Annotated in this window: 31 protein-coding genes and 1 tRNA gene; 17 read left to right on the top strand and 15 right to left on the bottom strand. The window is 69.4% G+C overall.

The window, feature by feature from the left end; genetic code table 11:
- The first annotated feature begins 16 nt into the window (after positions 1-16).
- Positions 17-505, top strand: a complete 489-nt coding sequence (locus O5I81_RS01080; RefSeq protein ID WP_271067094.1) for a PaaI family thioesterase — start codon at positions 17-19, stop codon at positions 503-505.
- Positions 498-1,445: an alpha/beta hydrolase gene (locus O5I81_RS01075; protein ID WP_271067093.1), complete on the top strand. Its 948-nt coding sequence runs from the start codon at positions 498-500 to the stop codon at positions 1,443-1,445. The genes O5I81_RS01080 and O5I81_RS01075 overlap by 8 nt, the downstream gene beginning before the upstream one ends.
- 210 nt (positions 1,446-1,655) lie before the next feature.
- Here O5I81_RS01075 and O5I81_RS01070 read toward each other — a convergent pair whose 3' ends face one another.
- Positions 1,656-2,060 carry an NtrZ family periplasmic regulatory protein gene (locus O5I81_RS01070; protein ID WP_271067092.1) on the bottom strand — a complete coding sequence of 135 codons (405 nt, stop codon included), beginning with the start codon at positions 2,058-2,060 and terminating at the stop codon, positions 1,656-1,658.
- Positions 2,061-2,312: 252 nt separating this feature from the next.
- On the opposite strand from O5I81_RS01070, the gene O5I81_RS01065 reads away from it, so the two are divergent.
- The 3 genes from O5I81_RS01065 (at position 2,313) to lptE (ending at position 5,930) form a co-directional block, all read left to right on the top strand.
- Positions 2,313-2,789: a DUF3576 domain-containing protein gene (locus O5I81_RS01065; RefSeq protein WP_271067091.1), complete on the top strand. Its 477-nt coding sequence runs from the start codon at positions 2,313-2,315 to the stop codon at positions 2,787-2,789.
- 70 nt (positions 2,790-2,859) lie between these two features.
- Positions 2,860-5,439 carry a leucine--tRNA ligase gene (leuS, locus tag O5I81_RS01060; RefSeq protein ID WP_271067090.1) on the top strand — a complete coding sequence of 860 codons (2,580 nt, stop codon included), beginning with the start codon at positions 2,860-2,862 and terminating at the stop codon, positions 5,437-5,439.
- Positions 5,439-5,930, top strand: coding sequence for an LPS assembly lipoprotein LptE (lptE, locus tag O5I81_RS01055; RefSeq protein ID WP_271067089.1), 492 nt, complete (start codon positions 5,439-5,441; stop codon positions 5,928-5,930). The genes leuS and lptE overlap by 1 nt, the downstream gene beginning before the upstream one ends.
- Positions 5,931-6,143: 213 nt before the next feature.
- Here the strand turns inward: lptE and O5I81_RS01050 are convergent, their stop codons facing one another.
- Entirely contained in the window at positions 6,144-6,581 is a 438-nt protein-coding gene (locus tag O5I81_RS01050; protein ID WP_271067088.1) for a PaaI family thioesterase, read from the bottom strand.
- 90 nt (positions 6,582-6,671) lie between these two features.
- On the opposite strand from O5I81_RS01050, the gene O5I81_RS01045 reads away from it, so the two are divergent.
- The 4 genes from O5I81_RS01045 (at position 6,672) to O5I81_RS01030 (ending at position 9,939) form a co-directional block, all read left to right on the top strand.
- The gene (locus tag O5I81_RS01045) at positions 6,672-7,253 is read left to right on the top strand and encodes a TetR/AcrR family transcriptional regulator (RefSeq protein ID WP_271067087.1); all 582 of its coding nucleotides are present in this window, start codon (positions 6,672-6,674) and stop codon (positions 7,251-7,253) included.
- Between the two features lie 208 nt (positions 7,254-7,461).
- Complete coding sequence (gene holA / locus O5I81_RS01040; protein ID WP_271067086.1) at positions 7,462-8,511, top strand: DNA polymerase III subunit delta; 1,050 nt, start codon at positions 7,462-7,464, stop codon at positions 8,509-8,511.
- Positions 8,512-8,640: 129 nt separating this feature from the next.
- Positions 8,641-9,270: a LysE family translocator gene (locus tag O5I81_RS01035; RefSeq protein WP_271067085.1), complete on the top strand. Its 630-nt coding sequence runs from the start codon at positions 8,641-8,643 to the stop codon at positions 9,268-9,270.
- A gap of 90 nt (positions 9,271-9,360) precedes the next feature.
- Positions 9,361-9,939: a hypothetical protein gene (locus tag O5I81_RS01030; RefSeq protein ID WP_271067084.1), complete on the top strand. Its 579-nt coding sequence runs from the start codon at positions 9,361-9,363 to the stop codon at positions 9,937-9,939.
- A 185-nt stretch (positions 9,940-10,124) separates the two neighbouring features.
- Here O5I81_RS01030 and O5I81_RS01025 read toward each other — a convergent pair whose 3' ends face one another.
- The gene (locus O5I81_RS01025; protein WP_271067083.1) at positions 10,125-10,913 is read right to left on the bottom strand and encodes an SDR family NAD(P)-dependent oxidoreductase; all 789 of its coding nucleotides are present in this window, start codon (positions 10,911-10,913) and stop codon (positions 10,125-10,127) included.
- Between the two features lie 57 nt (positions 10,914-10,970).
- Here O5I81_RS01025 and O5I81_RS01020 point away from each other — a divergent pair, with 57 nt between their 5' ends.
- From O5I81_RS01020 to O5I81_RS01010, 3 genes are all read left to right on the top strand, one after another.
- Positions 10,971-11,375 carry a YkvA family protein gene (locus tag O5I81_RS01020; protein WP_271067082.1) on the top strand — a complete coding sequence of 135 codons (405 nt, stop codon included), beginning with the start codon at positions 10,971-10,973 and terminating at the stop codon, positions 11,373-11,375.
- Positions 11,376-11,433: 58 nt separating this feature from the next.
- A complete protein-coding gene (locus O5I81_RS01015; protein WP_271067081.1) occupies positions 11,434-12,306 on the top strand; it encodes a hypothetical protein in 873 nt (290 codons plus the stop codon).
- Positions 12,307-12,382: 76 nt separating this feature from the next.
- The gene (locus O5I81_RS01010) at positions 12,383-13,126 is read left to right on the top strand and encodes a lysoplasmalogenase (protein ID WP_271067080.1); all 744 of its coding nucleotides are present in this window, start codon (positions 12,383-12,385) and stop codon (positions 13,124-13,126) included.
- A gap of 311 nt (positions 13,127-13,437) precedes the next feature.
- Here O5I81_RS01010 and O5I81_RS01005 read toward each other — a convergent pair whose 3' ends face one another.
- The 5 genes from O5I81_RS01005 to O5I81_RS00985 form a co-directional block, all read right to left on the bottom strand.
- Positions 13,438-14,067 (bottom strand): glycoside hydrolase domain-containing protein, encoded by a 630-nt coding sequence (locus O5I81_RS01005; protein WP_271067079.1) that lies wholly within the window; start codon positions 14,065-14,067, stop codon positions 13,438-13,440.
- 72 nt (positions 14,068-14,139) lie between these two features.
- Positions 14,140-15,111 carry a DMT family transporter gene (locus O5I81_RS01000; RefSeq protein ID WP_271067078.1) on the bottom strand — a complete coding sequence of 324 codons (972 nt, stop codon included), beginning with the start codon at positions 15,109-15,111 and terminating at the stop codon, positions 14,140-14,142.
- A complete protein-coding gene (locus O5I81_RS00995) occupies positions 15,111-15,833 on the bottom strand; it encodes a 2OG-Fe(II) oxygenase family protein (protein WP_271067077.1) in 723 nt (240 codons plus the stop codon). Before O5I81_RS00995 ends, O5I81_RS01000 begins: the two co-directional genes overlap by 1 nt.
- A gap of 12 nt (positions 15,834-15,845) precedes the next feature.
- Positions 15,846-16,733: a glucose 1-dehydrogenase gene (locus tag O5I81_RS00990; protein ID WP_271067076.1), complete on the bottom strand. Its 888-nt coding sequence runs from the start codon at positions 16,731-16,733 to the stop codon at positions 15,846-15,848.
- A gap of 69 nt (positions 16,734-16,802) precedes the next feature.
- Positions 16,803-17,801, bottom strand: coding sequence for an NADPH:quinone oxidoreductase family protein (locus tag O5I81_RS00985; protein WP_271067075.1), 999 nt, complete (start codon positions 17,799-17,801; stop codon positions 16,803-16,805).
- A gap of 78 nt (positions 17,802-17,879) precedes the next feature.
- Here O5I81_RS00985 and O5I81_RS00980 point away from each other — a divergent pair, with 78 nt between their 5' ends.
- Together O5I81_RS00980 and O5I81_RS00975 are read left to right on the top strand one after the other, a co-directional pair.
- Complete coding sequence (locus O5I81_RS00980; RefSeq protein ID WP_271067074.1) at positions 17,880-18,764, top strand: isoaspartyl peptidase/L-asparaginase; 885 nt, start codon at positions 17,880-17,882, stop codon at positions 18,762-18,764.
- Between the two features lie 43 nt (positions 18,765-18,807).
- Positions 18,808-20,067: a UbiH/UbiF/VisC/COQ6 family ubiquinone biosynthesis hydroxylase gene (locus O5I81_RS00975; protein ID WP_271067073.1), complete on the top strand. Its 1,260-nt coding sequence runs from the start codon at positions 18,808-18,810 to the stop codon at positions 20,065-20,067.
- Between the two features lie 20 nt (positions 20,068-20,087).
- Here the strand turns inward: O5I81_RS00975 and O5I81_RS00970 are convergent, their stop codons facing one another.
- The 5 genes from O5I81_RS00970 to O5I81_RS00950 form a co-directional block, all read right to left on the bottom strand.
- Positions 20,088-20,282 carry a Trm112 family protein gene (locus O5I81_RS00970; RefSeq protein ID WP_271067072.1) on the bottom strand — a complete coding sequence of 65 codons (195 nt, stop codon included), beginning with the start codon at positions 20,280-20,282 and terminating at the stop codon, positions 20,088-20,090.
- A 9-nt stretch (positions 20,283-20,291) separates the two neighbouring features.
- Positions 20,292-20,945, bottom strand: coding sequence for an LON peptidase substrate-binding domain-containing protein (locus O5I81_RS00965; RefSeq protein ID WP_271067071.1), 654 nt, complete (start codon positions 20,943-20,945; stop codon positions 20,292-20,294).
- Between the two features lie 12 nt (positions 20,946-20,957).
- Positions 20,958-21,857 (bottom strand): thioredoxin, encoded by a 900-nt coding sequence (gene trxA / locus O5I81_RS00960; RefSeq protein ID WP_271067070.1) that lies wholly within the window; start codon positions 21,855-21,857, stop codon positions 20,958-20,960.
- A 64-nt stretch (positions 21,858-21,921) separates the two neighbouring features.
- On the bottom strand, positions 21,922-22,431 hold the full coding sequence (locus O5I81_RS00955) for a prolyl-tRNA synthetase associated domain-containing protein (protein ID WP_271067069.1): 510 nt from the start codon (positions 22,429-22,431) through the stop codon (positions 21,922-21,924).
- A 2-nt stretch (positions 22,432-22,433) separates the two neighbouring features.
- Positions 22,434-23,693: a hypothetical protein gene (locus O5I81_RS00950; RefSeq protein WP_271067068.1), complete on the bottom strand. Its 1,260-nt coding sequence runs from the start codon at positions 23,691-23,693 to the stop codon at positions 22,434-22,436.
- A 221-nt stretch (positions 23,694-23,914) separates the two neighbouring features.
- On the opposite strand from O5I81_RS00950, the gene O5I81_RS00945 reads away from it, so the two are divergent.
- The 3 genes from O5I81_RS00945 (at position 23,915) to O5I81_RS00935 (ending at position 25,266) form a co-directional block, all read left to right on the top strand.
- Positions 23,915-24,658 carry a DUF6065 family protein gene (locus O5I81_RS00945; RefSeq protein ID WP_271069081.1) on the top strand — a complete coding sequence of 248 codons (744 nt, stop codon included), beginning with the start codon at positions 23,915-23,917 and terminating at the stop codon, positions 24,656-24,658.
- A gap of 97 nt (positions 24,659-24,755) precedes the next feature.
- Positions 24,756-24,830, top strand: a tRNA-Gly gene (locus O5I81_RS00940).
- 121 nt (positions 24,831-24,951) lie between these two features.
- Entirely contained in the window at positions 24,952-25,266 is a 315-nt protein-coding gene (locus O5I81_RS00935) for a hypothetical protein (RefSeq protein WP_271067067.1), read from the top strand.
- Positions 25,267-25,269: 3 nt separating this feature from the next.
- On the opposite strand, the gene O5I81_RS00930 is transcribed toward O5I81_RS00935, so the two are convergent.
- Together O5I81_RS00930 and O5I81_RS00925 are read right to left on the bottom strand one after the other, a co-directional pair.
- Positions 25,270-25,503 (bottom strand): Rieske 2Fe-2S domain-containing protein, encoded by a 234-nt coding sequence (locus O5I81_RS00930; protein WP_348637276.1) that lies wholly within the window; start codon positions 25,501-25,503, stop codon positions 25,270-25,272.
- 110 nt (positions 25,504-25,613) lie between these two features.
- Positions 25,614-25,898, bottom strand: coding sequence for a YciI family protein (locus tag O5I81_RS00925; RefSeq protein ID WP_271067066.1), 285 nt, complete (start codon positions 25,896-25,898; stop codon positions 25,614-25,616).
- Positions 25,899-26,058 lie beyond the last annotated feature (160 nt).

The following is a 26,058-nucleotide window of genomic DNA, read 5'->3' as shown; positions in this document are numbered from 1 at the left end:
CGTTAGACTTCCCGCCATGTCCGACGACCTCACAGAAGCCCAGACCGCCGACATCCCCGAGGGCTACAAGATCCTCAACTGGACCCGCGGTTTCGGGCGCCAGATCGGCCCGCTGTACGAACAGCACGACCCCAACGGCGCCACCCTCGCCTTCCGGGTCGAGGAGCACCACACCAACGGCATGGCCAACTGCCACGGCGGCATGCTGATGAGCTTCGCCGACATGGCCTGGGGCCGGGTGATCAGCGTGGCGCGCAGCCACTACTGGGTTACCGTCCGGCTGACCTGCGATTTCCTGTCCGGCGGCAAGCTGGGCGACTGGATCGAGGGCCGGGCAGAGCTGGTCTCGGAAGAGGACGACGTCTTCACCGTGCGCGGCCGGATGTGGGTCGGCGACCGGCTGATCATGACCGGCATGGGGGTGTTCAAGGCCATCGGCCCGCGCCCGCCGCGCCCCGGCGAAAAGGCCTACGTCGAACCGAAGGAAGAACTGCTGCATGGCTGACGGTCCCCCGCGCTGGCCGGACCATCCGCCGCCGCTTGCCCCCTACAACGGCGAAAAACCGCCGGCCCCGGCCTGGTTCGAGGCCGCCCTGGCCCAGGAACCGGAGCGCTCGACCTTCGAGGTCCAGGGCGCGGCCATCGAGCTGTTGACCTGGGGCGAGGTCGGCAAGCCCGGCGTGCTTCTGCTTCACGGCAACGGCGCCCACGCCGACTGGTGGAGCTTCATCGCCCCCCTGCTGGCCGGCGACTACCGGGTCGCGGCGATCAGCTGGTCGGGCATGGGCGACAGCGACTGGCGGCCGAAATACAGCGCCGAGATCTTCACCGCAGAGATCTTCGGGGCCATCGAGGCGGCCCATCTGGAAGCCGACGGCGGCAAGGCCCGCATCGTCGGCCACAGCTTCGGCGGCTTTCCGACCCTCTACGCCGCCGTCCATCACGGCGATCGCCTGCGCGGCATCGTCATGCTGGATTCGACCATCCATCCGCCCGAGCACCAGTGGAACGGCCCGCCGCGCCGCACCGGCCCCAACAAGGTCTACGCCACCCTGCCCGAAGCGCTGGCCCGTTTCCGGCTGGCTCCGCCGCAGGGTTGCGAGAACGACTATGTGGCCGACTGGATCGCCCGCAAGGCCCTGCGCCAGGCGCCCATGGCCGACGGCTCCGGCGTCGGCTGGACCTGGAAGTTCGACCCCGAGCTCTGGCACAATTTCGAAATGCCGCCCCTGGGCCAGCTGCTCAGCCAGGTGAGGTGCCCGGTGGCCATGGTCTGGGGCGAGCGCTCGAAGCTGATGTTCCCGGGGACGATGGACTTCATGCTGCGCGAACTGCCCGACGACATCGTCAAGTTCTCGATCCCCGACGCCGACCACCATGTGATGATCGACCAGCCCCTGGCGACGACAGCGGCGCTGCGGGCCCTGCTGGCGGCCTGGCCGTAGATCGCTCTCCGCCCTCTGGGCGGAGGACCGCTTTCGAGCCTCCAAGCGAGAAAGCAGGAGGCGGGCTCACCGGCGTTTGAAGGTTTAGCGCGTTCCCTTGCACGCCGGCGTCCGCGGACGCAGCGCACATCCGCCGGTGGAGGTCCCGCCTCCTGGTTTGTCGCTCACGCTCCAAACCTGTCCTCCGCCCCAGGGGCGGAGAGCGACCACTCAGAACTTGAAGGTGGTTTCCAGGCGCACGCGGGGCGCCTCATCCTTTTCGCCATTGCGGCGAACCGGGTTATCGCGTTCGGAGGCCAGGCCCACGGCGCCGCCAACGCGGAGCGACGGGGTCACCCGGAAATAGGCGCCGGCTTCCAGGTCCTTGGCGTCGGCTTCACGGCCGACCGGCGACTGCAGGCCGAGCTTGACGCCCCACTTGCCGGTCTTGGCGTCGAACTGGACGCTGCGCTCCGACCGGCCGGGGCCGAGACGGCTGTCCTGCAGGTTGAAATCGCCACGCACCCGGAAGTCCTCGGCCGGCTTCGGCTTGGCGACCGATTGCGCATGGGCCATCGACGCCGATCCGATCAGGACCAGAGCCGTCGCCGCAGCAATGTAGCGCGCCTTGCTCATAACCGCCTTTTGAGACCTTCCGCCCCGAGCCGACCGAACGTCGCCCGGGATCGGGCTGTCAGCTCAATTCCGATTATATAAGCGATCACGGCGAGATTGGGTCAACGGACTCCACGGGCCCACGGTCGATTCCCACCTCGCCTGTGGCGGGAAGGCCACTTGATTTCAGCGTTGGACCTTCTCTTGCCATGATGTAGACGCACCGGAGAGAATATCTGCGACGCTAGAACGCAGGATTTGGAGCGATAGAGCATGCGGTTTGCGCGCGGGGCGTTCAGGTTGGGCGCGGTGGTGATGTTGGCGGGCGCTCTGGCGGCCTGCGGGTCCAGCGGTCCGAAGACCGTCAAGGACGGCAACGGCGGCTTCCTGGGCATCGGCGGCAAGAAGGCGCCGAAGGGCACGGAGATCGGCGTCAACGGCTATCTGTGGCGCGCCGCCACCGACGTCATCAAGTTCATGCCCCTGGCCTCGGCCGACCCCTACGGCGGCGTGATCATCACCGACTGGTACACCGATCCCCAGACGCCGAACGAGCGCTTCAAGGTCACGGTCTACATCCTCGACACCCGACTGCGCGCCGACGCCCTGAACGTCAGCGTCTTCAAGCAGGTCAACGACAACGGCAACTGGATCGACGCGCCGACGGCCGCCCAGACCGAAGCCGACATGGAAAACGCCATCCTCGACCGGGCCCGCAAGCTGCGGCTCGCGAACCTCGGCGACGAATAGGAAAGGGAGTGCGGCGCGCTCCCGCGCCGCACCTCTTGTTGCAGCGCGGGCCGCGCCCTAAACACCGGCCATGGCACGCTACAATCCCAAGGAAACCGAGCCCCGCTGGCGCAAAGCCTGGGCCGACGCCGACGTCTTCCGGACGCGGGACGATGATCCACGCCCGAAGTACTACATCCTCGAGATGTTCCCCTACCCGTCGGGGCGGATGCACATGGGCCATGTGCGCAACTACACGATGGGCGACGTGGTGGCCCGCTACAAGCGGGCGCAAGGCCACGCGGTGCTGCACCCGATGGGCTGGGACGCCTTCGGCATGCCGGCCGAGAACGCGGCCATGGAGCGCGGCGTCCACCCCAAGGGCTGGACCTATGACAACATCGCGGCCATGCGCGAACCCTTCAAGGTTCTGGGCACCAGCATCGACTGGTCGCGCGAATTCGCCACCTGCGACCCGGAATATTACGGCCAGCAACAGCGCTGGTTCCTGAAGCTGCTGCAGCGCGGCCTGGTCTATCGCCGGGAAGCCACGGTCAACTGGGACCCGGTCGATATGACCGTGCTGGCCAACGAGCAGGTCATCGACGGCCGCGGCTGGCGCTCCGACGCCATCGTCGAGAAGCGCAAGCTGACCCAGTGGTTCCTGCGCATCACCGACTATGCCGACGACCTGATCGAGGGCCTGAAGACCCTGGACCGCTGGCCGGAAAAGGTCCGCATCATGCAGGAGAACTGGATCGGGCGGAGCCAGGGGCTGCGCCTGACCTGGACCTTCGATTCTCCTGTCGCGGGATTCGAGGACGGGCTGGAGGTCTACACCACCCGCCCCGACACCCTGTACGGCGCCAGCTTCCTGGCCATCGCCCCCGACCACCCGCTGGCCGAACAGCTGTCGAGCGACCCCAAGGTCGCCGACTTCATCAAGCTGTGCCGCGCCGGCGGGACCAGCGAGGCCGAGATCGAGGGGGCCGAGAAGCTGGGCCTGGATACCGGCCTGTCGGTCTTCCACCCCTTTGACCCGACCTGGAAGCTGCCGGTCTGGATCGCCAACTTCGTGCTGATGGACTACGGCACCGGGGCCATCTTCGGCTGCCCGGCCCATGACCAGCGCGACCTGGACTTCGCCCGCAAGTACGCCCTGCCGGTCAAGCCGGTGGTGCTGCCCGGCGAGGCCGACCCGGCCGCCTTCGAGGTCGGAACCGAGGCCTATGTCGGCCCCGGCAGGATCTTCAACTCCGGCTTCATGGACGGCATGACGGTGGAACAGGCCAAGGCCGCCGCCGTCGAGCGGGTGGAAGCCCAGAACCAGGGCAAGGGCGCCACCGTCTATCGCCTGCGCGACTGGGGCGTCTCGCGCCAGCGCTACTGGGGCTGCCCGATCCCGATCATCCACTGCCCGTCCTGCGGCCCGGTGCCGGTGCCGGACGACCAGCTGCCCGTGGTCCTGCCCGAGGACGTCACCTTCGACATCCCCGGCAACCCGCTGCTACGCCATCCGACCTGGAAGAACGTCAAGTGCCCGTCCTGCGGCAGCGATGCCCAGCGCGAGACCGACACCCTCGACACCTTCGTCGACTCCAGCTGGTACTTCGCCCGCTTCGCCAACCCCAACGCCGCCGAGCCCATCGACAAGGCCGCCGCCGACAAATGGATGCCGGTCGACCAGTATATCGGCGGCGTCGAGCACGCGGTGCTGCACCTGCTGTACGCCCGCTTCATCACCCGCGCCCTGAAGGACGAGGGCATGCTGAGCGTCGCCGAGCCCTTCGCCGGGCTGTTCACGCAGGGCATGGTCACCCACGAGACCTACAAGACGACCGAGGGCGACTGGGTCGAACCGGCCTGCATCGACTTCACCACCGAGGCCGGGGTGCGCATCGCCCGGGTCAAGGACACCGGGGAAAACCTGGTCATCGGCGACATCGAGAAGATGTCGAAGTCCAAGAAGAACGTCGTCGCCCCCGAGGAAATCTTCGAGACCTACGGCGTCGACGCCGCCCGCCTGTTCGTGATGAGCGACAGCCCGCCGGAACGCGACGTCGAATGGACCAACGCCGGGGTCGAGGGCGCCGGCCGCTTCGTGCACCGCGTCTGGGCCGAGTTCGAGAACCAGCCGGCCTGGAGCGATCTGGCCTTCGACGACGGCGACGAGAACGCCCTGGCCCTGCGCAAGGCCACCCACAAGCTGATCGGCCCGGTCGGCGATTCCATCGAGCGCTTCCGGTTCAACAGCGGCGTGGCCAAGCTGTACGAGTTCCTCAACATCCTCAAAGCCCATCCGGCCGCCGGGGCCAGCCCTGGCGTTCTGGCCGCCCGTCAGGAGGCGTTGGAAGTGCTGGCCCGACTGATCAACCCCTTCACCCCCCACCTGGCCGAGGCCTGCTGGGAGCATATGGGCAAGAGCGGCATGGTGGTCGATGCGGACTGGCCCAAGGCCGACGCCGCCCTGGCCGCCGACAGCGAGGTCACCCTGCCCGTGCAGATCAACGGCAAGCGGCGCGGCGAACTGGTCGTGGCCAAGGGCGCGGATTCGAAGGCTGTCGAAGCCCTGGCGCTGGCGGACGCGAGCGTTTCGGTCCACCTTGCCGGCCTCACCGTTCGCAAGGTGATCGTGGTCCAGGACCGTATCATCAACATCGTGGCCAACTGATGCGCACACCCGCCCTGCTCGCCGCCCTCGCCCTGCTCAGCTTCGGGCTCGGCGGTTGCGGCTTCACGCCCCTCTACGCGGCTCCCGGCGTCTCGCCGGGCCTGTCGGCGGTCGAGACCATCGCGCCAGAGGGCCGCGCCGGCGCCCTCTTGCGCGAATCCCTCGACGACGCCCTGGCCCGCGATTCGCGCCCGGCCGAATGGCGGCTCGAGCTGACCCTCAAGGAAAGCCGCATCCCGCGCGGCCGCCGCACCGACGGCGTCGCCAGCCGCTACGAATATGTGGTGGTCGCCAGTTGGAAGCTGGTCAGCCGCGCTGACGGTTCGACGGCCACGGAAGGGGTCAGCACCGCCGAAGTCACCTTCGACCGCGCCGACCAGCCCTACGCCGCCATCGCCGCCCAGCAGGACGCCGAACAGAAGGTGGCCGACGAACTGGCCCGCAAGATCCAGATGGACCTGGCGGTGTGGATGCTGAAGCGGAACGGGTAGGGGATGCGCGGAGCAGGTCCGGCCACTACCCCCTCCCTGCTATCGTCATCCTAGGGCTTGTCCCTAGGATCCCGAGTTCAGCCGCCGCGAACGCCTGCCCTGGAGGCGTCGCCGCGCCTCCACCTCGCTGTGAGAGCAAGCGGACAGCGGGATCCTGGGCACAAGGCCCAGGATGACGATAGCGGATAGGGTGAAGGTCCAGACCCTTTCGCCTCACGGCCCAGCCCCCGGAAACGGCATCAGGAACTGCTGCGCCGTCGCCTCCGCCACCAACGCGCCGTCCTCGCGCCGGAACTCGGCCCGCACGGTGATGACCTGCCTGGTCACCGCCACCACCCGCGCCTCGATGCTCAGCGGGACCATCCGCGTCACCCGCACGAAGTTGAGCTGCAGATTGATCGTCCGGTAGGCCTGGGTCTCGCCCACCACCGTCATCGCCGCGAAGGCCAGCGCCTGGTCGGCCAGGGCCGCCAGATAGCCGCCGAACATCGTCCCGTCGCCGTTCTCCAGCTCCGGCGACGGCCGCCAGGTCTTGCGCACCCACCCCTCGCCCCAGGCGTCCAGCAGGCCCAGCTTCAGGGTCCGCACCACCGGCGGCGGTTCGGCATCCCCGGCGACAATAACATCGAGACGGTCGGTGGCCCAGGTCATGCGCGCTCCTTCGGTTGGCTTTCCGCGAAAATATGAGCAATGCTCACGTTCGCGTACTCAACTTTCAAATCGGCCCGCGCGGGGTGAGCCATGACCGATGAATCCCCCGTCCGGCGGCGCGTCACGCCGCGCCAGGCCCGTGCCCGGGCCAGCGTCGAGGCCATCCTCGAGGCGGCGGCTCAGATTCTGCAGGCGGGCGGGGAGGCCGCCTTCAACACCAACGCCGTGGCGATCCGGGCCGGGGTCAGCATCGGCGCCGTCTATCGCTACTTCCCCGACAAGCTGGCCATCCTCATCGCCCTGGCCGAGCGCGAGCAGGGCAAGGTCGACGCGGTTATCGCTGAAGGGTCCGGCGATCTGGCCCCGGACCGGGCCGTGATCCGCGCCTTCCTCGGCGCCTTCGAGGGTCGCGGCGCGGCGCGGCGGGCGGCGGTCCGGGCCCAACTCATCGCCGGCGACCCCAGGACCCTGGCCGCCGGCTTCGACCGCCTGCCGCCGGCCCGCGACGCCGCCGGCCTGCCCCTGACCGCCATCCAGCAGTTCGTCCTCTCCCGCGCCGTCCACGGCGCCATGCGGGCGGCGGTGCTGGAGGACCAGCCCTTCCTCCATTCACAGGAATTCGAGGACGAACTGGTGCGCCTTGGCCGGGGCTATCTGGGGCTCACGCAATAGCGCTGAACGATAAGCCCCCCGCCCCCGCCGTCGTCATCCTCGGGCTTGTCCCGAGGACCCATCTTTAGGCCAGGCGCGAACCTCAGCAGGGTGGCCGAGGCCGCCGGGCAAGCGCGACGCCACCCCCCGTTCGCGGCGCGGACGAATGGGTCCTCGGGACAAGCCCGAGGATGACGACGGGAGGGGTGGTGGCTAAGGTGTTCGCACCATGATCGTTTCCAAACGCCCCGACGTCGACCGCATCCTGAAAGGCCCGCCGGACACCCTCCGCGCCGTGCTGCTCTACGGCAAGGACAGGGGCGGGGTGCGGGAACGGGCCGACGGCCTGGCCAAACGCATCACCCCCGACCTCAACGATCCCTTCAACGTCGCCATGCTGACCGAGACCGACCTCGACCAGGCCGGCAAGCTGGAGGAGGAGCTGACCGCCCTCTCCATGATGGGCGGCCGACGGCTGATCCGCGTGCGGCTGACCGGCGAGCGGGCCGCGCCCGACAAGACCGCCGCCGAGGCCCTGACCGCCCATGCCGAGGGCAAACTCAATCCCGACGCCTTCCTGATCGTCGAGGCCGGGGCGCTGGGCCGCGACTCGGCCCTGCGCAAGGCCGCCGAGAAGGCCGCCGCCGCCGCCGCCATCCCCTGCTACGAGGACGAACAGGGCGATGTCGCCCGCATGGCCCGCGAGGCCCTGGCCGCCGACAGGGTCAGCCTCGATTCGGCGGCCATGGACCTCTTCGCCTCGCGCATGCCCAAGGAACGCGGCGTCGCCCGCCAGGAGATCGAGCGGCTGATCCTGTGGATCGGCCCGGGCAGCGGCCGCCAGGTGACCTCGGCCGAGCTGGAAGAATTCCTCGGCGTCGAGCCGGAAGCCTCGCTGTTCGAAGCCGCCAACGACGCCTTCGGAGGCCGCCTAGGCGCCGCCCAGCAGGGTCTGGCCCGCGCCGCCGCCGAGGGCGAGAGCGGTCCGCCGGCCGTCCGCGCCATGGGCATGCACCTGGCCAAGCTGCGCCGCACCCTGACCCTGGTCTCCAGCGGAGCCGGCCTGCCCGAAGCCGCCAAGGCCAGCGGCGTCTTCTGGAAGCAGGAGCGGGAGTTCCTGCGCCAGGCCCGCGCCTGGACGCTCGACCACATCGACGCCCTGCAGCCGGAAATCCTCGCCGCCGACAAGGCCTGCAAACAGACCGGCAGCCCCGACCGCCTGATCGCCGAACGCCTGGCCCTGACGATCGCCGGCCGGGCGCGGCGGCTGGGGCTGTAGTTAATTGGGGACACGCACTATTTTCGGTCGCCGACGGTTCAGCATCCCGGAACGAAGCCGAAAATAGTGCGTGTCCCCAATTAGCGGCGGCATTGACCCCACCCCCCAACCGCTCCAATCAGCGCCGCGATGACCCTGCCCGTCGATCCGCACAAGTACGTCACCTTCCTGGGCATCATGGCGGTGCTGGCCGTCACCCCGGGGCCGGCCAACCTGTTCGCCATCGCCACCGGCATGCATCGCGGCCGGGCGGCGGTCATTCGCGGCGTCGCGGGGATGAGCTGCGCCACCCTGGTCTGGTTCATCGGCGCGGCCCTGGGCCTCAGCGCCCTGGTCACCGCCTTCCCGCAGGTCTTCAGGATCCTGACGTACGCCGGCGCGGCTTACGTCGCCTGGCTGGGTCTCTCCTCCATCCTCAGCGGCATCCGCAACGATCCCGACAGCAAGACGCCCCGGACCCACCTCGAACGCTCGGCCTTCCGGGACGGCTTCGCCGTGCAGCTGTCCAACCCCAAGGCCCTGCTGTTCTTCACCGCCGTCCTGCCGCCCTTCGTCGACCTGGCCCGGCCGCTGCCGCTGCAGATGACCCTGTTCGCGGCCGCCACCATCGGCATGGATATGATCACCATGACCGCCTACGGCCTCGGCGGGGCGGCCCTGGCGGTGGTCATGACCCGGCCGGACTTCCGGCGCGGCTTTCGGCTGCTGGTCGGCGGCCTGCTGATCACGGCCGCCATCCTCATCGCCATGCGCCACTAGCGCCCACGCAACTTCCGCCGCAATCTTGGAGTTAACCTCACCAAGGGACGCTGCCGACTGGCTGCCAGTCGGGCCTCAGGAGAACACGCGATGAACTTCGCAAGAGCCGCGGCGATCGCCGCCATCCTCGCCGCAAGCGGTCTGGCCGCCTGCGCCACCGCCACGCCATACCAGCCGAACGTCCGGGGCAATTCCGTCTCCGGCGGCTTCACCGACCAGCGGATCACCCAGGACCGCTTCCGGGTCACCTTCTCGGGCAACAGCCTGACCAACCGCGACACGGTCGAACGCTACCTGCTGTTCCGGGCCGCCGAACTGACCCTGGCCCAGGGCTACGACGGCTTCGTCCTCGCAGACCGCGAGGTCAACCGCGACAGCCGCACCTACTACGACCCGCCCGCCGGCCGCTTCGGCGGCTACGGCTTCTGGCGGCCGAGCTGGCGCTATTACGGCGCGCGCTACGGCTGGCGCAGCTGGGATCCCTTCTACAGCAACCGCTTCTGGGCCGATGACATGGATATGCGGACCGTGACGAAGTTCGAGGCCAACGCCGAGATCGTCATGTACCGCGGCGCCTCGCCCTCACCGGCCAGCGAGAGCTTCAACGCCCGTGAGGTGGTCGACAACCTCGGCCCGACCATCGTGCGGCCGGAAGACGTCCGTCGGTAACCTCACCCCCACCCGCTCCCCACTCCCCCACCGTCGTCATCCTCGGGCCTGTCCCGAGGACCCATCGGTGGGCCGGAGCGCGAACCGTGCCCCCAGAAACACGAACGCCGCCGCGACCCCTTCACAGGATCGCGGCGGCGGAACCGTGTGTCCTCGGCGCAAGGCCGAGGATGACGATTTTTGAGTTACCGCGGCGCCATGCGGATGGCGCCGTCGAGGCGGACGTCTTCGCCGTTGAAGTAGCCGTTGGTGATCATCTGCAGCGCCAGCGAGGCGTACTCCTCGGCCAGGCCGAGACGCTTCGGGAACGGCACGGAGGCGGCCAGAGCTTCCTTCACCTGCGGCGGGGCGGCGTTCATCAGCGGGGTGTTGAAGATGCCCGGCAGGATGGTGTTGACGCGGATGCCTTCGCCCATCAGGTCGCGGGCGATCGGCAGGGTCATGCCGACGACGCCGCCCTTGGAGGCCGAATAGGCCGCCTGGCCCATCTGGCCGTCCTCGGCCGCGACCGAGGCGGTGTTGACGATGGCGCCGCGCTCGCCGTCTTCCAGCGGGTCCAGGGTCAGCATGCCGGCCGCCGACTTGGCGATGCAGCGGAAGGTGCCGATCAGGTTGATCTGGATGATCATGTCGAAGTGGGCCAGCGGGAAGTGCTTGATGGCGCCGGTGGTCTTGTCGCGGCTGGCGGTCTTGGCGGCGTTGCCGGTGCCGGCGCAGTTCACGAGAATGCGCTCCTGGCCGTTGGCGGCGCGGGCCTTTTCGAAGCCGGCGTCGACCTCAGCGTCGCTGGTCACGTTGACAGCGCAGAAGGTGACCCCCAGTTCTTTCTCCAGCGCCGCGCCACGGTCGGCCTGGCGATCGAGATCGAAGATGGCGACTTTCACGCCCTGGGCGACCAGAGCGCGGACCGTGGCCTCGCCGAGGCCGGAGGCGCCGCCAGTAACGACGGCGGAAATGGAACTATCGAGTTTCATGGACGTCTCCCATCGAGATCGTGTTGAATTAGAGCTTCGAGGAGAGGGTTTAGCCCCGTGAGCGCGAAAGCCAAGCCGTCACCCAACGTCAAGCCCGCCGAGATTATTGATCGGTCCAAGGCGCTTGTCCCTGAAACCCTGCGCGTCAACGAGATGCGGGTGAAACAGGGCTTCTGGCCCAAGGTCAAAAAGGTCGCCTCCAAGGTGCCCTTCCTCGACGATGTGCTGAGCGTCTGGTGGTGCGCGAGGGACCCGGAGACACCCCTGGCCGCCAAGGGGATGATCATGGCCGCCCTGGCCTATTTCGTCCTGCCGACGGATGTGATCCCGGACGTCCTGGCCGGCGTCGGCTTCACCGACGACGCGGCGGTGATCGCCGCCCTGCTGGCCGTGGTCGGCAAGAACGTCAAGGACCGGCACCGGGCGGCGGCGCGGAAGTTCCTGAGCCCCGATCCTGAATAGCGACGTTTGACAAACATAAAAAATTAAGGTCGTAATCTCCCTGGTTGGGGAGACATTGATGGCCTATGCCGCCACATCCGCCGCTGCGCCCGCAGCCGACGCGCCCGCTCCGGCCTACGAGGGAAAGGCTCCGCCAACCATAGACAGCCACGGCGGCAAGCTGACACCGGTCACGTGCTTCTGCGCGGGTCCCGACGGGCCGACCTCCCTTTTGATGATGCTGGCCCTTCTGCTGACTTTGGCGCCGCGCGGCATCAAGGCGTTTGGGCGGGCGGTGGACCTCTCGGCCCTACGCCTGGCGCCAGGCCTGCTACTGACCGGGCTTCTTGCGTGGAACATGCTCCCGTCACTCGACCCGCCCCTCGTCCTTCCAGAGCGGTTTCACCTCGTTGCCCCCGTTAAGGCCGGTCTCGGCCTGGCCCTGCTGGCGGTGAGCTTCCTGCGCCTGCTCTCCGACGCCCTGATGCCCGTCACCGGCCGTTCGCGAGCCCGCAGCGTGGCCGCCATGGCGGCGGCCGGCCTCGCTGTCGCGATCCTGCCGCTCGCGCTCGGGGTCAACATCTATTGGCTGATGGAAGACGGCGCCCTGAGCTTCCGCTGGGCAGCCATCCTTGGCGGCTACCTGGGCATCCCGGCAGGGCTGGCTCTCTTGTTGGCCTGGCGGCGCTTCGATGGACGTCTTTTCGATGTCCTGCTTCTGATCGGGACTTTCGCGCTCATCGTCTTGGGCGGAACCTTCCTGTCGAGCCTCATGAACGACGTGATTGTCTTCCTGGCCATCAGCTTCACGGTCGCGGCGGTTGCCGGGGCGGGACTGCGCCGCATGGGGCTGGTCGGCTGGCAGGGCCTGACCGGCCGGATGGCTTGGGTGCTCAGTTGGCTGGCGCTGATTCTTATCGTCATGGGGATCACCATGTGGCTCCTCTACTAGGCCCACGACGGCCCAAAACTTGACGCCAGCCCCGGCGCACCGTCTCCTCCCCTCAATCTGGGCTGGAGGACGGGGCATGGTCTTCAACGGCGGCACCTCCGCCCTCATCATCTCCCTGGCGGCCGGGCTGATCTACGGCCTGGGGTTCGCTGGCAAGCCGCCGTCGGCCCTGCGGACCATCGTCAAGATGATGGCCGTCGGGGCCCTGGCGCTGTTCGGCCTTTGGATGTGGCTGGGCGACGCCACCGTCCAGCAGCAAGCCGATAGCCAGGCCTTCGCCGAATTCCTGCACAGCAGCCGCTGGATCGGCGGGGCGGCGGCCATCGGACTGACCCTGTGCGCCATCGGAGACGGCTTCCTGGCCGGGGACCCCAAACGCTGGCTGCTGCCCGGCCTGGTCGCCTTCCTGCTTGGCCATGTCGCCTATGTGGCCATGTTCCTGATGCCGGTCCCCGACCCCTGGGGCGAGCCGACGCTTGGGCTTGCCGGCTGGATCGTGGCCGGCGTCGTGGTCGCCGCCACCGTCTGGATGCTGCGCTGGCTGTGGCCGTCCCTCGGCGACATGCGCTGGCCGGTCGTCGCCTACGCCGTCGTCATCACCGCCATGGTGGTCGCCAGCCTGACCGTCTCGCGGCAGGGCGTGCCCCTGGCCCTCGCCGCCCTGATGTTCATGGCCTCCGACGCCATTCTCGCCGCCGAGATGTTCAAGGGGGTGAAGCTCTTCGGCTCGCCGCGCCTGACCGCCTGGCTGATCTGGTTCCTCTACTTCGGCTCGCAGCTGCTGTTCGCCGGGCGCTTCCTGTCGCTGGGGATCGGCTGAACGCCCTCAAAACCCCGCCCGCCGGGGCCTTTGGCAATATGTCTAGACATATTCATCGGCTTTTCGGCCCTCGCCGGGCCGCAACCCGCCGCCCGGCCGGCGGCGTAGGTCGCGCCGCCGCCATTTCGGCCCACAAAACCCGCCGACCGACCTACGCCGCACCTACGCGCCAGCCGACATTCCGGCGCCCTGAACCCACGCCAAAGCCAACAGACCAAGGGGTTTTGCCCGCTTTCGGCCGGCGCCGCTCTTTTTTGTGGGTCGGGCGAGGCGCTGTATAATGGTCGCCGCTTCGTTAAGCCGCCGAGGCTCTACGGCCGCGACGGATCGGGACTGTTGCAGAGGTTGAGATCGACGGCGTCGTGGGCATAGCCCTCCAGATAGACGTTCTGGCGGTACTGGGTGGCCACCGCGCCGGGATCGATCGCGCCGGGCGGCAGGTTGGCGGGATCGAAGGTCTGGCCGCCGTTGTCCGGAATATGAAAACTCCAGATCCGGCTCACCCGCGCCTGGGCCCAGCCGATCAGGAGGTGGCTGCAATAGAGTCCGGGGATGAAGCCCGCCGCCTGCACGGCCGCGATCCAGGCGTCGATATAGGCCTCGAACGGCGGGGAGATCGGCCCGCCGGTCTCGATGTCGAGGAAGACCGTCGAGTCCGAGGGGAAGCCGGCGCCGCGCATCAGGCTGGCGGCCGACTGGCCATCGGTGGTTCCCCGCGGGGCGCTCAGGGAGGAAGCGCCGTCCTGCAGGCCGACGAAGACCGGCAGGAAGCCCCAGCCGGCGGCGGCCAGGCCGGCGCGGGTCGCCATCCAGCTGGTGTCCGAATGGTAGGGGGCCGGGGCCAGGTAGAAGCCGGTGACGGCGATCGGGCTGGCCGAGCGCAGCCACTGCATCCAGGAATCGCCCGGATAGATGGATTGATCGAAGCCGGTCGTGGTCATGGCGTCCTCCCCAAGGTTGGAGGCCAGTTCGCGTCACGCGGGTTTTTGTGTCAACGCCCTGTTTTGGAGAAATCAGTTGGCCGGCAGGTCCAGTTCGCGTTCCTTCATGTCCCGCTCCAGCTTTCCGGCCCGCTGTTCGCGCCAGGTGATGACCAGGGTCGAGACGACGACGATGGCGGCGCCCAGCAGGGTGGTCCAGGTCGGCACCTCGGCGAAGACCACGAAGCCGACGAAGGCGGTGAAGACCAGCCGCGTGTAGTCGATCGGGGCCATGGCGGCGGCGTCGCCGATCTGCATGCCCTTGATGTAGCAGCCCTGGGTGACGATCCCGAGGACGCCCATGACGCAGAGCAGGACGAAATCGACCGGCGTCGGCCAGGCCCAGACGAACAGGGCCGGCGGGATGGAAAAGGCCACCCCGAGCACGGCGGCATAGACCAGCAGCACGAAGGGGCTGTGGTCGCGGGTCATCACCTTCATGCCGGTGATGGTCATGGCGAACAGGGCCGCCGAGCCGAGAGCCGCGAACTGGCCGAGGCCGAAGCCGTGGCCGCCATTGGTGAAACCCGGGGCCAGCATGACGCAGACCCCGGCGAACCCGACCAGGGCCGCCCCGATCCGCCAGACGCCGAGGCTTTCGCGCAGGACGAAGAAGGCCAGCGGGACCAGCCACAGGGTGCGGGTGAAGCTAAGCGCATTGGCCTCGGCCAGGGGCAGGACCTGGAAGGCGTAGAAGCTGAGGATCATGGCCACCGTGCCGGCGCCCGAGCGGAACAGCAGGATGCCCAGCCGGGTGGTGCGGAAGGCCCCCTTCACATCGCGCAGGATCATCGGCAGCAGGACCACGAGGCCCGCCGCCGAGCGATAGAAGGTCTGCAGGGCGGCGTCGTAGTTGGAGCCGAGCAGCTTGATCATGCTGGTCATGGCCGTGAAGGCGATGGCCGAGGCCAGCATCCACAGGGCCCCGCGCAGGTTGGGCGTCAGGCCCTGGTAAGCGGCGCGGGCCCGTTCACGCTTTCCGAGGGGCGGAAGCTCTTCAGGCATCAGTGGCGCACCCAGCCGGTCACCGCATGGCGGTTCGCCCCGGCGTAGGGGGCGACGTAGGAGACGGCGTGGGCGCTGGGGATGGCGAAGATATTCAGGGCGTTGAAGCTGGGGCTGTAGCCCTCGGCGACATGGCCGTCCTCGTCGAGGAAGCTTAGCACCCCGCCCCAGTCGGGCCGCCAGACCGGGGTAAAGTTGAGCACATAGGCGAACAGGCGGTTCTTGCCGCTGACATGGTCATCATGGGCCGACAGGAAGTCGCCGGGCCGGTAGCGGCTGGCCATGGTGTCGGCGAAGGTCCCGCGCGTCTCCCCGGTCAGGGCGGCGACGAAATCCAGGAAGGCGCGGCTGTTGACGAGATCATGCACCGCCTCGACCGGGGCCAGGGCGCCGCCCCGCCGCACGCCCCTGTCGATGTCGTCACTGACCCGCCAGGCGTCGAACTGGAAGCAGAAGCCGTCTGCCGCAGCGATCTTCATCTCGGCGTCGAAGGCGGCCCGGTTGTCCGGCGTCATGCCGTCGAACTGGGCCAGGTCGCCATCGAGGCTGGGCCCCGTCGTGCGCCAGGTCTTGATCCAGGGAACCTCCGGCCCGGCCAGGGCCGCGGCCACCCGGTCCGCCCCGTCGCCGGCCAGGAAGCCCGGAATATGCAGCCGACCCAGCCGCCGGAAGACCTTCGCCAGGCTGGCGGGGTCGAGGGCCGGGTCGATGGTCAGCTGCACTTGAGACGCTCCCTAGCCCGCCTGCTGGGCCTGCATGGCGGCGCGCATCTGTTGCGCCTGTTCGGCGGAGATGCCGAGGGCTTCCAGGATCGGCGAGGCGGCGTTGGGGTCCCAGCTGCCGCGACCGCCGATGGTGATGCCGCCATCGACCACCAGATGGGTGCCGGTGACGAACACCGAGTCGTCGCTGGCCAGGTAGAGGGCGGCGCGGGCGATGTCCTCCGGCGCGCCGGACTTGGGATAGGGCTGCACCTTGTGGCCGATCTCGGCGACCTGGGCGGCCATCTGGTCGGCCACCTCGCGGGGAAGCCCCATGCTGGCCCCGAAGATCGAGGTGGCGATCAGGCCCGGGCAGATGGCGTTGACGCGGATCTTCTGCGGCGACAGCTCGGCGGCGGCGCAGCGGCTCATGTGGATGACAGCGCATTTGGCGGCGCTGTAGGCGATGGGGCCGAACCCGGCCTGCAGCCCGGCGATCGAGGCGGTGTTGATCACACTGCCGCCGCCCCGCTTCACCATCAGGGGCAGGGCGTACTTCATGCCCAGCATCGGGCCCTTGACCAGCAGCGCGAAGGTGGCGTCCCAGCCGGCCGCGTCCATGTCGGCCACGCCCGTCGTCGTGCCGCCGTGGCCGGCGTTGTTGAACAGGATGTCGAGACCGCCGAAGGCGCTGTCGGCCAGGGCGATGGTCCGGGCCACGTCCGTTTCGACGGTGACGTCGCAATGGCTGTAGCGGACGGTGTCGGGGAAACGCTTTTCCAGCATCGCCCCCTTCTCGTCCTGCAGGTCGGCGGCGACGACCTTCGCCCCCTCGGCCACGAACATCTCGACCGCGCCCAGCCCGATCCCCGATGCGCCGCCGGTGATCACGGCGACCTTTCCCTCAAGCCTTCCGGCCATCTGTCGTCCTTCCCGATATCGTTGATTATTGGGCCTGCCCGGACCCCGCCAGGCAGGCCTTCGCTGTCCCTATTCCGTGACCACGACCACCTTGCCCATGGCCTTGCGGGCCGCGAGGTGGGCGATGGCGTCGCCGGCCTTCTCCAGGCTGAAGCGCTCGGAGACGAAGGGCTTGATCTTGCCCTCGGCGTACATGTCCATCAGCTGCTTGACGTTTTCCTGGTGCGCCTTGGGATCGCGCGCCACGGCGGCCCCCCAGAACACCCCGACGATGTCGCAACTCTTCAGCAGGGTCAGGTTCAGCGGCACCTTGGGGATGCCGGCCGGGAAGCCGATGACCAGGAAGCGACCGCCCCAGCCGGCGGCGCGGATGGTGGCCTCGGCGTAGTCGCCGCCCACCGCGTCATAGGCGACGTCCCAGCCGGCGGGTCCGCAGGCGTCCTTGAACAGCTGGGCCAGCGCCTTGGTCCCCTCCTTGTCGAAGGGGCCGGTCGGATAGACGACGCCGGACTCGGCGCCGTGCTTGATGGCCAGGTCGACCTTCTCCTGGCTGGAGGCCGCCGCGATCACCCGCGCGCCCATGGCCTTGCCGAGCTCGACGGCCGCCAGGCCGACGCCGCCGGCCGCGCCGAGCACCAGCAGGGTCTCGCCGGCCTTCAGGTGGCCCCGGTCCTTCAGGGCGTACCAGCTGGTGCCATAGGTCATCATGAAGGCCGCCGCCTCGTCGAAGGGCATGGCGTCGGCGATGGGGGTCAGGCGGCCGGCGTCCAGCGCCACCACCTGCGCCATGCCGCCGCTGCCGGTGCTGGCCAGCACCCGGTCGCCGACCTTGACGTTGGTCACGCCCTCGCCCAGCGCCTTGACCACGCCCGAGACTTCGCCGCCCGGCGAGAAGGGCCGCGGCGGCTTGAACTGGTACATGTCCTGGATCATCAGCACGTCGGGGTAGTTGACCCCGCAGGCCTTCACCGACAGCAGAACCTGCCCCGGACCGCAGGTGGGCTCGTCGATCTCATCGACCACCAGGGTCTCCGGACCGCCCACGACCTTGCTCAGCACTGCCTTCATGCCAACTCTCCCGCTTTTCTGTTGAGGCGACAGAGGCTATCGCCGCCGTTGAAACGTTCATAAGGCCGGAGGCCCGCGATGGCGAACAAATGTTTGAGTCTCGTTCTGCATGGCGGCGCCGGCGCCAAGGCCGGCCGCGACTATGATCGCGAGATCGCCCACATGCGCGGCCAGGTCGAAGCTGGACGCGACATGCTGAAGGCCGGGATGAGCGCCCTCGACGTGGCCGAAACAATCACCCGCGAGCTGGAGGTCTCCGGCCTCTATGTCGCCGGCCGCGGCGCCTCGCCCAACACCGACGGGGTCTATGAGCTGGACGCGGCGATCATGGACGGCGCCCTGCTGCGCTGCGGATCGGTGGCGGCCCTGGTCGGCTACGAAAGCCCGATCGCCGTCGCCCGCGAGGTGCTGGAGCGCACCCAGCATGTGATGCTGGCGGGCGGCGGCGCGGCAGGCCTGGCGGCGGCGCGCGGTTACGCCCGCATCGCCGACCCGGAAGCCTGGTTCACCCGCGCCGGAACCTTCGAGGACAACCATCCGCCGGGAACCCTGGCCCACGGCACGGTCGGCTGCGTGGTGCGCGACGGCGAAGGCCGCCTGGCCGCCTGCACCTCCACCGGCGGGGTGTTCGGCAAGATGCCGGGGCGCGTCGGCGACACGCCGATCATCGGGGCCGGCTGCTGGGCCGACCAGACGGTGGCGGTCAGCTGCACCGGCCAGGGAGAGTATTTCGTCAAGGTCGCGGCCGCCGCCCAGCTGGCCCACCGCATGCGCTTCGGCGGCCAGTCGCTGGCGGAGGCGGCCGATGCGGTGCTGGCCGAGATCGCGGCCATGGGCGGCGACGGCGGCCTGATCGCCGTGGCCGCGGACGGCAGCATCACCATGCCCTACGTCAGCCAGGGCATGAAGCGGGCGGCCCTCACCCCGGACGGCGAGATCGTCTCGGCGGCCTTCGCCCTGTAGCGTCCGTCTGGACAGGTCCCGGCCGTCGGCCCATATCCCGATCATGACTGACACAGCCTTCGACGCAGACGTCATCATCGCCGGGGCCGGCATGGCCGGGGCGACCCTGGGACTGGCCCTGGCCAGCGCCGGCCTCACCGCCATCCTCGTCGATCCGGCCCCCTTCGACGACCAGCTGGCCCCCACCTTCGACGGCCGCTCCAGCGCCATCGCCTATTCCAGCTTCCGCCAGTGGCGCGCCATCGGTGTCGGCGAGGACCTCGAGCCGCACGCCCAGCGCATCGAGCAGATCCTCGTCACCGACGGCCGCAAGCCCGGCGCCGCGGCGGCCCCGGCGGGCTCGGCCTTCCTGCGCTTCGACAGCGCCGAGATCGGCGATTCCTCGAACGGCGAAGCCATGGGCTACATGCTGGAGAACCGCCGCATCCGCGCCGGCCTGGCCGCCGCCGTCGGCCGCCGGCCGGAACTGACCGTCATCGCCCCCGCAAGGGTCAGCGGCGTCGAGGTCAGCGCCAGCGCCGCCACCGTCAGGCTGGCCGATGGCCGCACCCTTCGCGCGCCCCTGGTCGTCGGGGCCGAGGGGCGCATCTCGCCGGTGCGCGAGGCGGCGGGGATCGGGGTGGTCGGCTGGGGCTATGGCCAGTCGGGCGTGGTGGCCACCGTCGCCCTGGAGCACGACCATGAGGGCGTGGCCCACGAATACTTCCTGCCGGGCGGCCCGTTCGCCATCCTGCCCCTGACCGGCCAGCGCGCCAGCCTGGTCTGGACCGAAAAGACGGCCCAGGCCGAAGCCCTGCGCAAGGCCCGCCCGGAGATCCTGCAGGCCCACCTGCAGCGGCGGTTCGGCGAGGTCCTCGGGGTTCCCACGGTGCAGGGGCCGACCTTCGTCTATCCCCTCTCGCTGGCCCTGGCCGAACGGATGAGCGCGCCGCGCATCGCCCTGCTGGGCGACGCCGCCCACGGGGTGCATCCGATCGCCGGACAGGGCCTGAACCTCGGCCTCAAGGACGTCGGCGCCCTGGCCGAGGTGGTGGTCGAGGCCTTGCGGCTGGGCGAGGATATCGGCTCGGAGGCGGTGCTCGAGCGCTACGGCGCCTGGCGGCGGTTCGACAACACCATGCTCAGCGCCGGCATGGACCTGTTCGTCCATCTGTTCTCCAACGACCTCGCGCCAGTGCGTCTGGCGCGCGGCCTCGGCCTGGCGCTAGTCAACCGCATCGGCCCGGCCCGCCGCTTCTTCATGCGGGAAGCCGGCGGCGCGGTCGGCGACCTGCCCCGGCTGCTGCGCGGCGAGGCGCTCTGATCGGGGGGCAGTCGCTCCGGTTACTCTGACAGTTCCCGCGCCTCTTCCGGCAGCATCACCGGCACGCCATCGCGGATGGGGTAGGCCAGCTTGGCGCCCTTACTGATCAGCTCGCCGGCAGCGCGGTCATACTCCAGCGGGCCATGAGTGATCGGACAGACCAGGGCCTCCAGCAGGCGCGGATCGACGTCGATGGGGGAGGGAGCTTCCGTCATGGCCTTCCTCTACTGCATCGTCGTGTCGTCGTCGTCCCCGATCACCGAGCCGATGCGCAGCAAGGCGATGAGGATCTCGGCGCGGTCGGCGTGGGTCACCGCTTCGAGCAGCGCCTGCTTCTCGGCCGGCTCGAAGGGCAGGCCCATGGACAGGCTGTCGATCAGGCTCTCGGCCGGCGCCGTCCCCGCGGCGTCCCAGTCGACGGCCAGGCCGCGCGGTTCGAGATAGCTGCGCAGGGCGTCGAGGAAGTCGATCTTCTGGATAGCGCAGTCGGGCGGCGGCTGCAGGTCGCCGATGAAGGGGGCGTAGTCGGCGCGGACCTGGCGATACGGCGCCATGATCCCCAGTTCCTCGACGACCCGGAAACGGCAGACGCCGGTCAGGGTGACCAGGTAGCGGCCGTCGCCGGTCTCGGCGAAGGCGGTGACCCGGCCGGCCGTTCCCACCGGCGACAGGGCCGGGCGCTCGCGGTCGCCGCCGGCCCTGGTCTGGATCATGCCGATCATCCGGTCGCCGCCCATGGCGTCGTCGAACATGTTGAGGTAGCGCGGCTCGAAGATGTTCAGCGGCAGCTGGCCGCCCGGCAGCACGACCGCGCCGTCGAGCGGAAAGACCGGAATGGCCTGGGGCAGGTCGTCGATCTTGCGATAGCCCGTGACCATGAAACAGAACTCCTAGCTGAACAGGATGGACGACAGCCTCCGACGGCCGGCCCTGGTCACATCCGATGTATGCCCGGCGGCCTCGAAGACCACCAGAAGCTGCTTGCGGGCCGCCTCGTCGTTCCAGGTCCGGTCGGCGGCAATGATGTCCAGGAGGAGATTGGCGGCCTCCTCGTGGCGGCCCTGGCCGGCATAGGCCCCGGCCAGGTCGAACCGGGCCTGGTGGTCGTTCGGGTCGGCGGCGACGGCGGCTTCCAGCGGCGCGGTTTCGCTGGTGGCATTGGCGGCCAGGGTCAGGCTGGCGCGGACGGCCTCGAGGTCGGCATCCTTGGCGCCCTCCGGGGCGAGGGCGGCGATCTCGGCCGCCTGCTCCAGGTCGCCCTGGGCGACATAGATGCGGGCCAGGCCGCCGATGGCCTTCACATTGGCCGGGTCCATCTGCAGCGCCTGGGCATAGGCCTGGGCGGCGCCGCCGACGTCGCCGAGCTCGACCGACTCTTTTGCCAGGGCCAGGACCTCGTCGATGGCATTGGCCGGCGGGGGACCGGCCACCCGTTCGATGAACTGGCGGACCTGGCTTTCCGGCAGCGCGCCCTGGAAGCCATCGACCGGCTGGCCGTTCACGAAGGCATAGACGGTCGGGATCGACTGCACCCGCAGCTGGCCCGCGTAGGCCGGGTTCTTGTCGACGTCGATCTTGACCAGTTTTACCGCCCCGCCCATCGAGGCGACGACCTTCTCGATCACCGGGGTCAGCTGTTTGCAGGGCCCGCACCAGGTGGCCCAGAAGTCGACGATCACCGGCTGGACCTTCGAGGCCTCGATGACATCGGCCATGAAGCCGGCGTCGGAGCCTTCCTTGATCAGGTCGTCCTTCGAAGGGGCCGGGGTGGTTTCGCCGATAAGGGTCATGCGGGGTCCATAGGTAAGCGTCTGGCGTGCAACATGGTCGCTGGAATGCGCCTGTTCAACGCAGTCAGGCGTCGATCCGCTTCAATTCGGCGAAATCGACGATGATCGGCTCCCGCCCCAGCGCCGTCAGGAACCGCCGGAAATCGGCCTGGCTGACCCCGGTAGTGGCGGTGTTGGTCAGCGGGTGGAAGTTGACCGGGTCGCATCGCGCCAGCGCCGCGTCGAGGACGAAGGTCACCCTGTGCTCAGGGTCATTGGCCAGGGCGAAGGCGGTCACCGAGCCCGGAACGACCCCAAGGGTCTCTTCCATCAGCTCGGCTGGGCCGAACGACAGCCGCGCCGAGCCGATGACCGGATGCAGCCGCTTCAGGTCGATCCGCGTCTCGCCCAGCGCCGAAATCAGCCACAGCCGGCCCTTGGCGTCCTTGAGGAACAGGTTCTTGGTATGGCCGCCGGGCAGGCCCGCCTTGACGTCGTCGCCCTCGCCGACCCGGAAGACGGCCGGATGATCGATCGTGGTGTGCGCGATGCCGAGGCCATCGAGGAAGGCCAGCAGCTCAGCCTTGCTCCGCATCCCTAGCGGCCGCCGGGATCGCGGGTCGAGAGCGGCGCGTCGGGATCGGCCGGCGGACGTTTGGCGGCCGGCGGCGGCGGCGCGGCCGGCCTGGCGGCCGGCGGCTCGGGCACGGGCAGCGGCGGCGGGGCGACCACGGCCGGCGGGGTTTGCACAACCGGGGTCGGGGCGGCGGCTTTCGGGGCCGGCTGGCTGGCCGCTTTCGGAGCCGGCGCGGCGGTCTTGGGCGCCGTGGCCTTGGGCGCGGGCGCCTGCGGCGTCGGGGTGGGCGCCGGGGCCGGACTCAGGTCGGTCGGGGCCGGGGCTGGAGCAGGCTCGGGCGTCACCGGCGCCTGGCTTTCCGGCGCGGTCTGCGGGACCGGGGCCGGCACGACCTGCGGCGCGTCGGGATCCTTGCGCAGCAACAGACCGACGACGAACACCCCGATGGCCAGCAGGACCAGGCCGCCGGCGGCCAGCGGCAGGATGCCGGGTCCGGACTTCCTTTTGGCGGGCGCCGGGCGGGCCGGCATGAAGGCCGCCTCGGGCTGGGCGGCGACCGGCTCGGGCGGCGGACGGCGGACCGGTTCAGGCGTCGCCGCGGGGGCGGCGGGCGCCTCCTCGGCGACCGGGATCGGCGCGGCCGGGCCGCGCACCATGCGTTCGGGGGCCGGGGCCGGGGCGGGGGCCGGACGCGGCCGGGGCGTCGGACGCGGGGCCGGAACCTCGGGCTCGGGCGAGGACAGCGGCGAAGCGGCCGGCATGGCCTTGAAGGCCGGGCGAGGGTTCTGAACCGGCTGCGGACGGCCGGCCAGGCCCAGGGCCCGCAGGGCGGCCGGGTCGAGCTCGCGGTCCAGGGAGATGGGGCCGGCGGTGGGAATGACCCCGGTCGGCTTGCTGGGCGTCCAGGGACGGGCGTTGGGGATGGCCGAGCCGGTCAGGATGCTGCTCGGGCGCGGCGGCTCCGGCGGCGGCGGCGCGGCGGGTTCGGGCGCGGGGCGCAAGGTCGGCGGCGCCATGCTGGGCACGCTGCTGGTCTGCATGTGCGGCCGGGGCTTGGGCGGCGGGGCCTTGGGCAGCGGCCCCATGGTCAGCGAAACGCCGCGCGAACGGGCCCAACTGCCGGGCGCGCGATCGCTCTCGGGGACAGTCGGGGACGCGACCGGCGGCGCCTCGGCCTTCGGCGTCTCCGTCTGCGGGGTCTCCGTTTGCGGGGTCTCCGTTTGCGGAATCTGGGTCGGGGTCTGGTCGCCCTGGTCTTCTGGCGTGTCGGCGGGCGTCATCGCAGTCCTTTTGGGCCCTGGCATCTGGCGGAGGGGCTTTTCTATCGCCGATTTCCGCCGGTCAGGTCCAGTCTGGCGCCGGAATTCGCCGCAACCAAGGCGCCGCCCCCAGAAGGCTTCCCCGGGGCCGATGCAGGCCATTGCATCGCGCCGCCTCTTGCGAAATCCCGGAGGGAGCGCGAGAGGATAGTTGCATGAGCGAAGACCTGATCAAGCCGCCCCTGATCCTGGAATGCTATCCGACCAACGAGCGGCCGCCGGACATCGTGCCCGGCCGCCCGCAACGGGCCTGGATGGACGCCTTCGCCGAGCGTCATCCCTACCGCTGCCTGCCGCTGACCATGGCCAACACCACCGGCTGGGAAATCCTCAACCCGGTCGGCTTCACGGCCGAGTGGAACGGCGGCGCCCACCAGGACTGCATCACCTTCACCCCCGACCAGCAGCACCCCGGCTTCCATGACTTGGTCAAGAGCCACTTCTCGCGCGGCATCATCACCTTCCACACCGGCTATCTGTTCCGCACCCCGCCCGGCTGGTCGATGTGGTGCGCCGGCCCGCCCAACCACATCAAGGACGGAGTGCAGCCGCTGACTGGTCTCGTCGAGACCGACTGGCTGCCCTTCCCCTTCACCATGAACTGGATGTTCACGCGGCCCGGCCGCATCCGCTTCGAGAAGGGCGAGCCCTTCTGCTTCATCACCCTGATGAACGACAGCGCCCTGCAGGTCACCCAGCCGCTGACCAAGAGCCTCAACAAGAACCCCGACCTGCGGGACCAGTACGAGGCCTGGTACAAGTCGCGCTCGGAATTCAACGCCAAGCTGGCCAAGCAGGACCCCGAGACCATGCGCGAGGCCTGGCAGCGGTTCTACTTCCGCGGCGAGATCCCCGAGGAGGTCGGCGCGGCCCCGACCAAGCACGTCAACAAGCGGCGGCTGAAGGCTCCGAAAATGGGTTTCTGAGAAGGCGAAGATTCTTTACCGGGCGCCGCTTGCAAAGATTTCCACCCTCTGCCATAAGCCGCGCTCTCGAATTCGGGCGGCGCAAGCGGCCCTGGAGGCGGGCGTAGCTCAGTGGTAGAGCACAACCTTGCCAAGGTTGGGGTCGAGAGTTCGAATCTCTTCGCCCGCTCCATTTTCGAGACTTCGCAAAGGGCGGCCTTCGGGCCGCCCTTTGTCGTTTCAAGCCCTGACCGGAACCCTGGACCAAGCCCGCCGTTGTCAGCGGCTGGGACTTGAACACAGGGAATTTAGTCATGGTCGAACGCGTAGTTGAGCGCACCGACGGCGTCACCACCGAGCGGGAAGTCACCCGCGACGGCGCCGCGACCCCGGTCTACGTCGAACGCCGCGGCGGCGGCATGGGCGGCATCCTCATCGGCATCGGCGTGCTGGCGCTGGTCGCCATCGTCGCCTTCTTCCTGATGAACCAGAGCAACAACGACGCCGTCCGCACCGAGGCGGTCACCGACGCGGCGGCCAACGTCTCGCAGGCCGCCGGCAAGGCCGCCGATGGCGTCTCCAGCGCCGCCCAGCAGGCGGCCGACAGCGTCACGCCCGAAAAGAAATAGTCGTCACGCCGTGACGATGACGCCCTCGCGGACCGTGACCGGCCAGGCCTCCAGCGCCTGGCCGGCGCACGGGCCCGAGGTGCAGTGTCCGTCCTCGATACGGAACAGGGCCCCGTGGCCGGCGCAGAGCAGCCGGTCCTTCTGGCGGGTCAGGTAGTTGTCCATGATCGCCAGCGGCCAGCCGGCGTGCGGGCAGACATCGACATAGCCGTGGATACGGCCCGCCTTGCGGACCACGAAGCCGGCGAACAGGGCGTCGCCCTCCCGAAACCGGAAACCCTTCGCCCCGGGCTCGTCGATGCCCTCCAGCGGGCAGAGCGGCGTGCCGGGCGCGGGACGGGCGGGATTCAGGCCAGGCCCCCGATGGTGATGCGCCAGGGTCGCACGGTGCTGGTCTCGAACAGGCCGGCCGCCTTGTAGGGGTCGGCGTCGTGGAAGGCCTGGGCGGCGGCGAGATCGGCGGCCTCGACGATGATCATCGAGCCGGCCATGTCGTCCCCGTTCAGGAACGGCCCGCCCAGCTTCACCACCCCGGGATGGGCCGCGACATAGGCCAGGTGCGCCTCCCGGGTGGCCAGTCGGGTCGCGAGGCCGCCCTCGCGGTCGAGCCAGGAAATGACGAACAGGGCCATGGGGGTCTCCAAAACTTGCGCCGAGTCGCTCCTATACACTCTCCCCCCGCGAAGTGGGGGGAGGACCGCTTTGGAGCGGGAGCGACAAAGCAGGAGGGGGGCAACCCCGCATCAGGAGGAACCTCTCTACCGCCGGTGGGCCCGCCTCCTGCTTTCTCGC

Source organism: Caulobacter sp. NIBR1757 (genome assembly GCF_027912495.1).
Taxonomy (GTDB): domain Bacteria; phylum Pseudomonadota; class Alphaproteobacteria; order Caulobacterales; family Caulobacteraceae; genus Caulobacter.
Note: the sequence above shows the minus strand (reverse complement) of the source record. Positions and strands in the feature narration are given on the sequence as shown.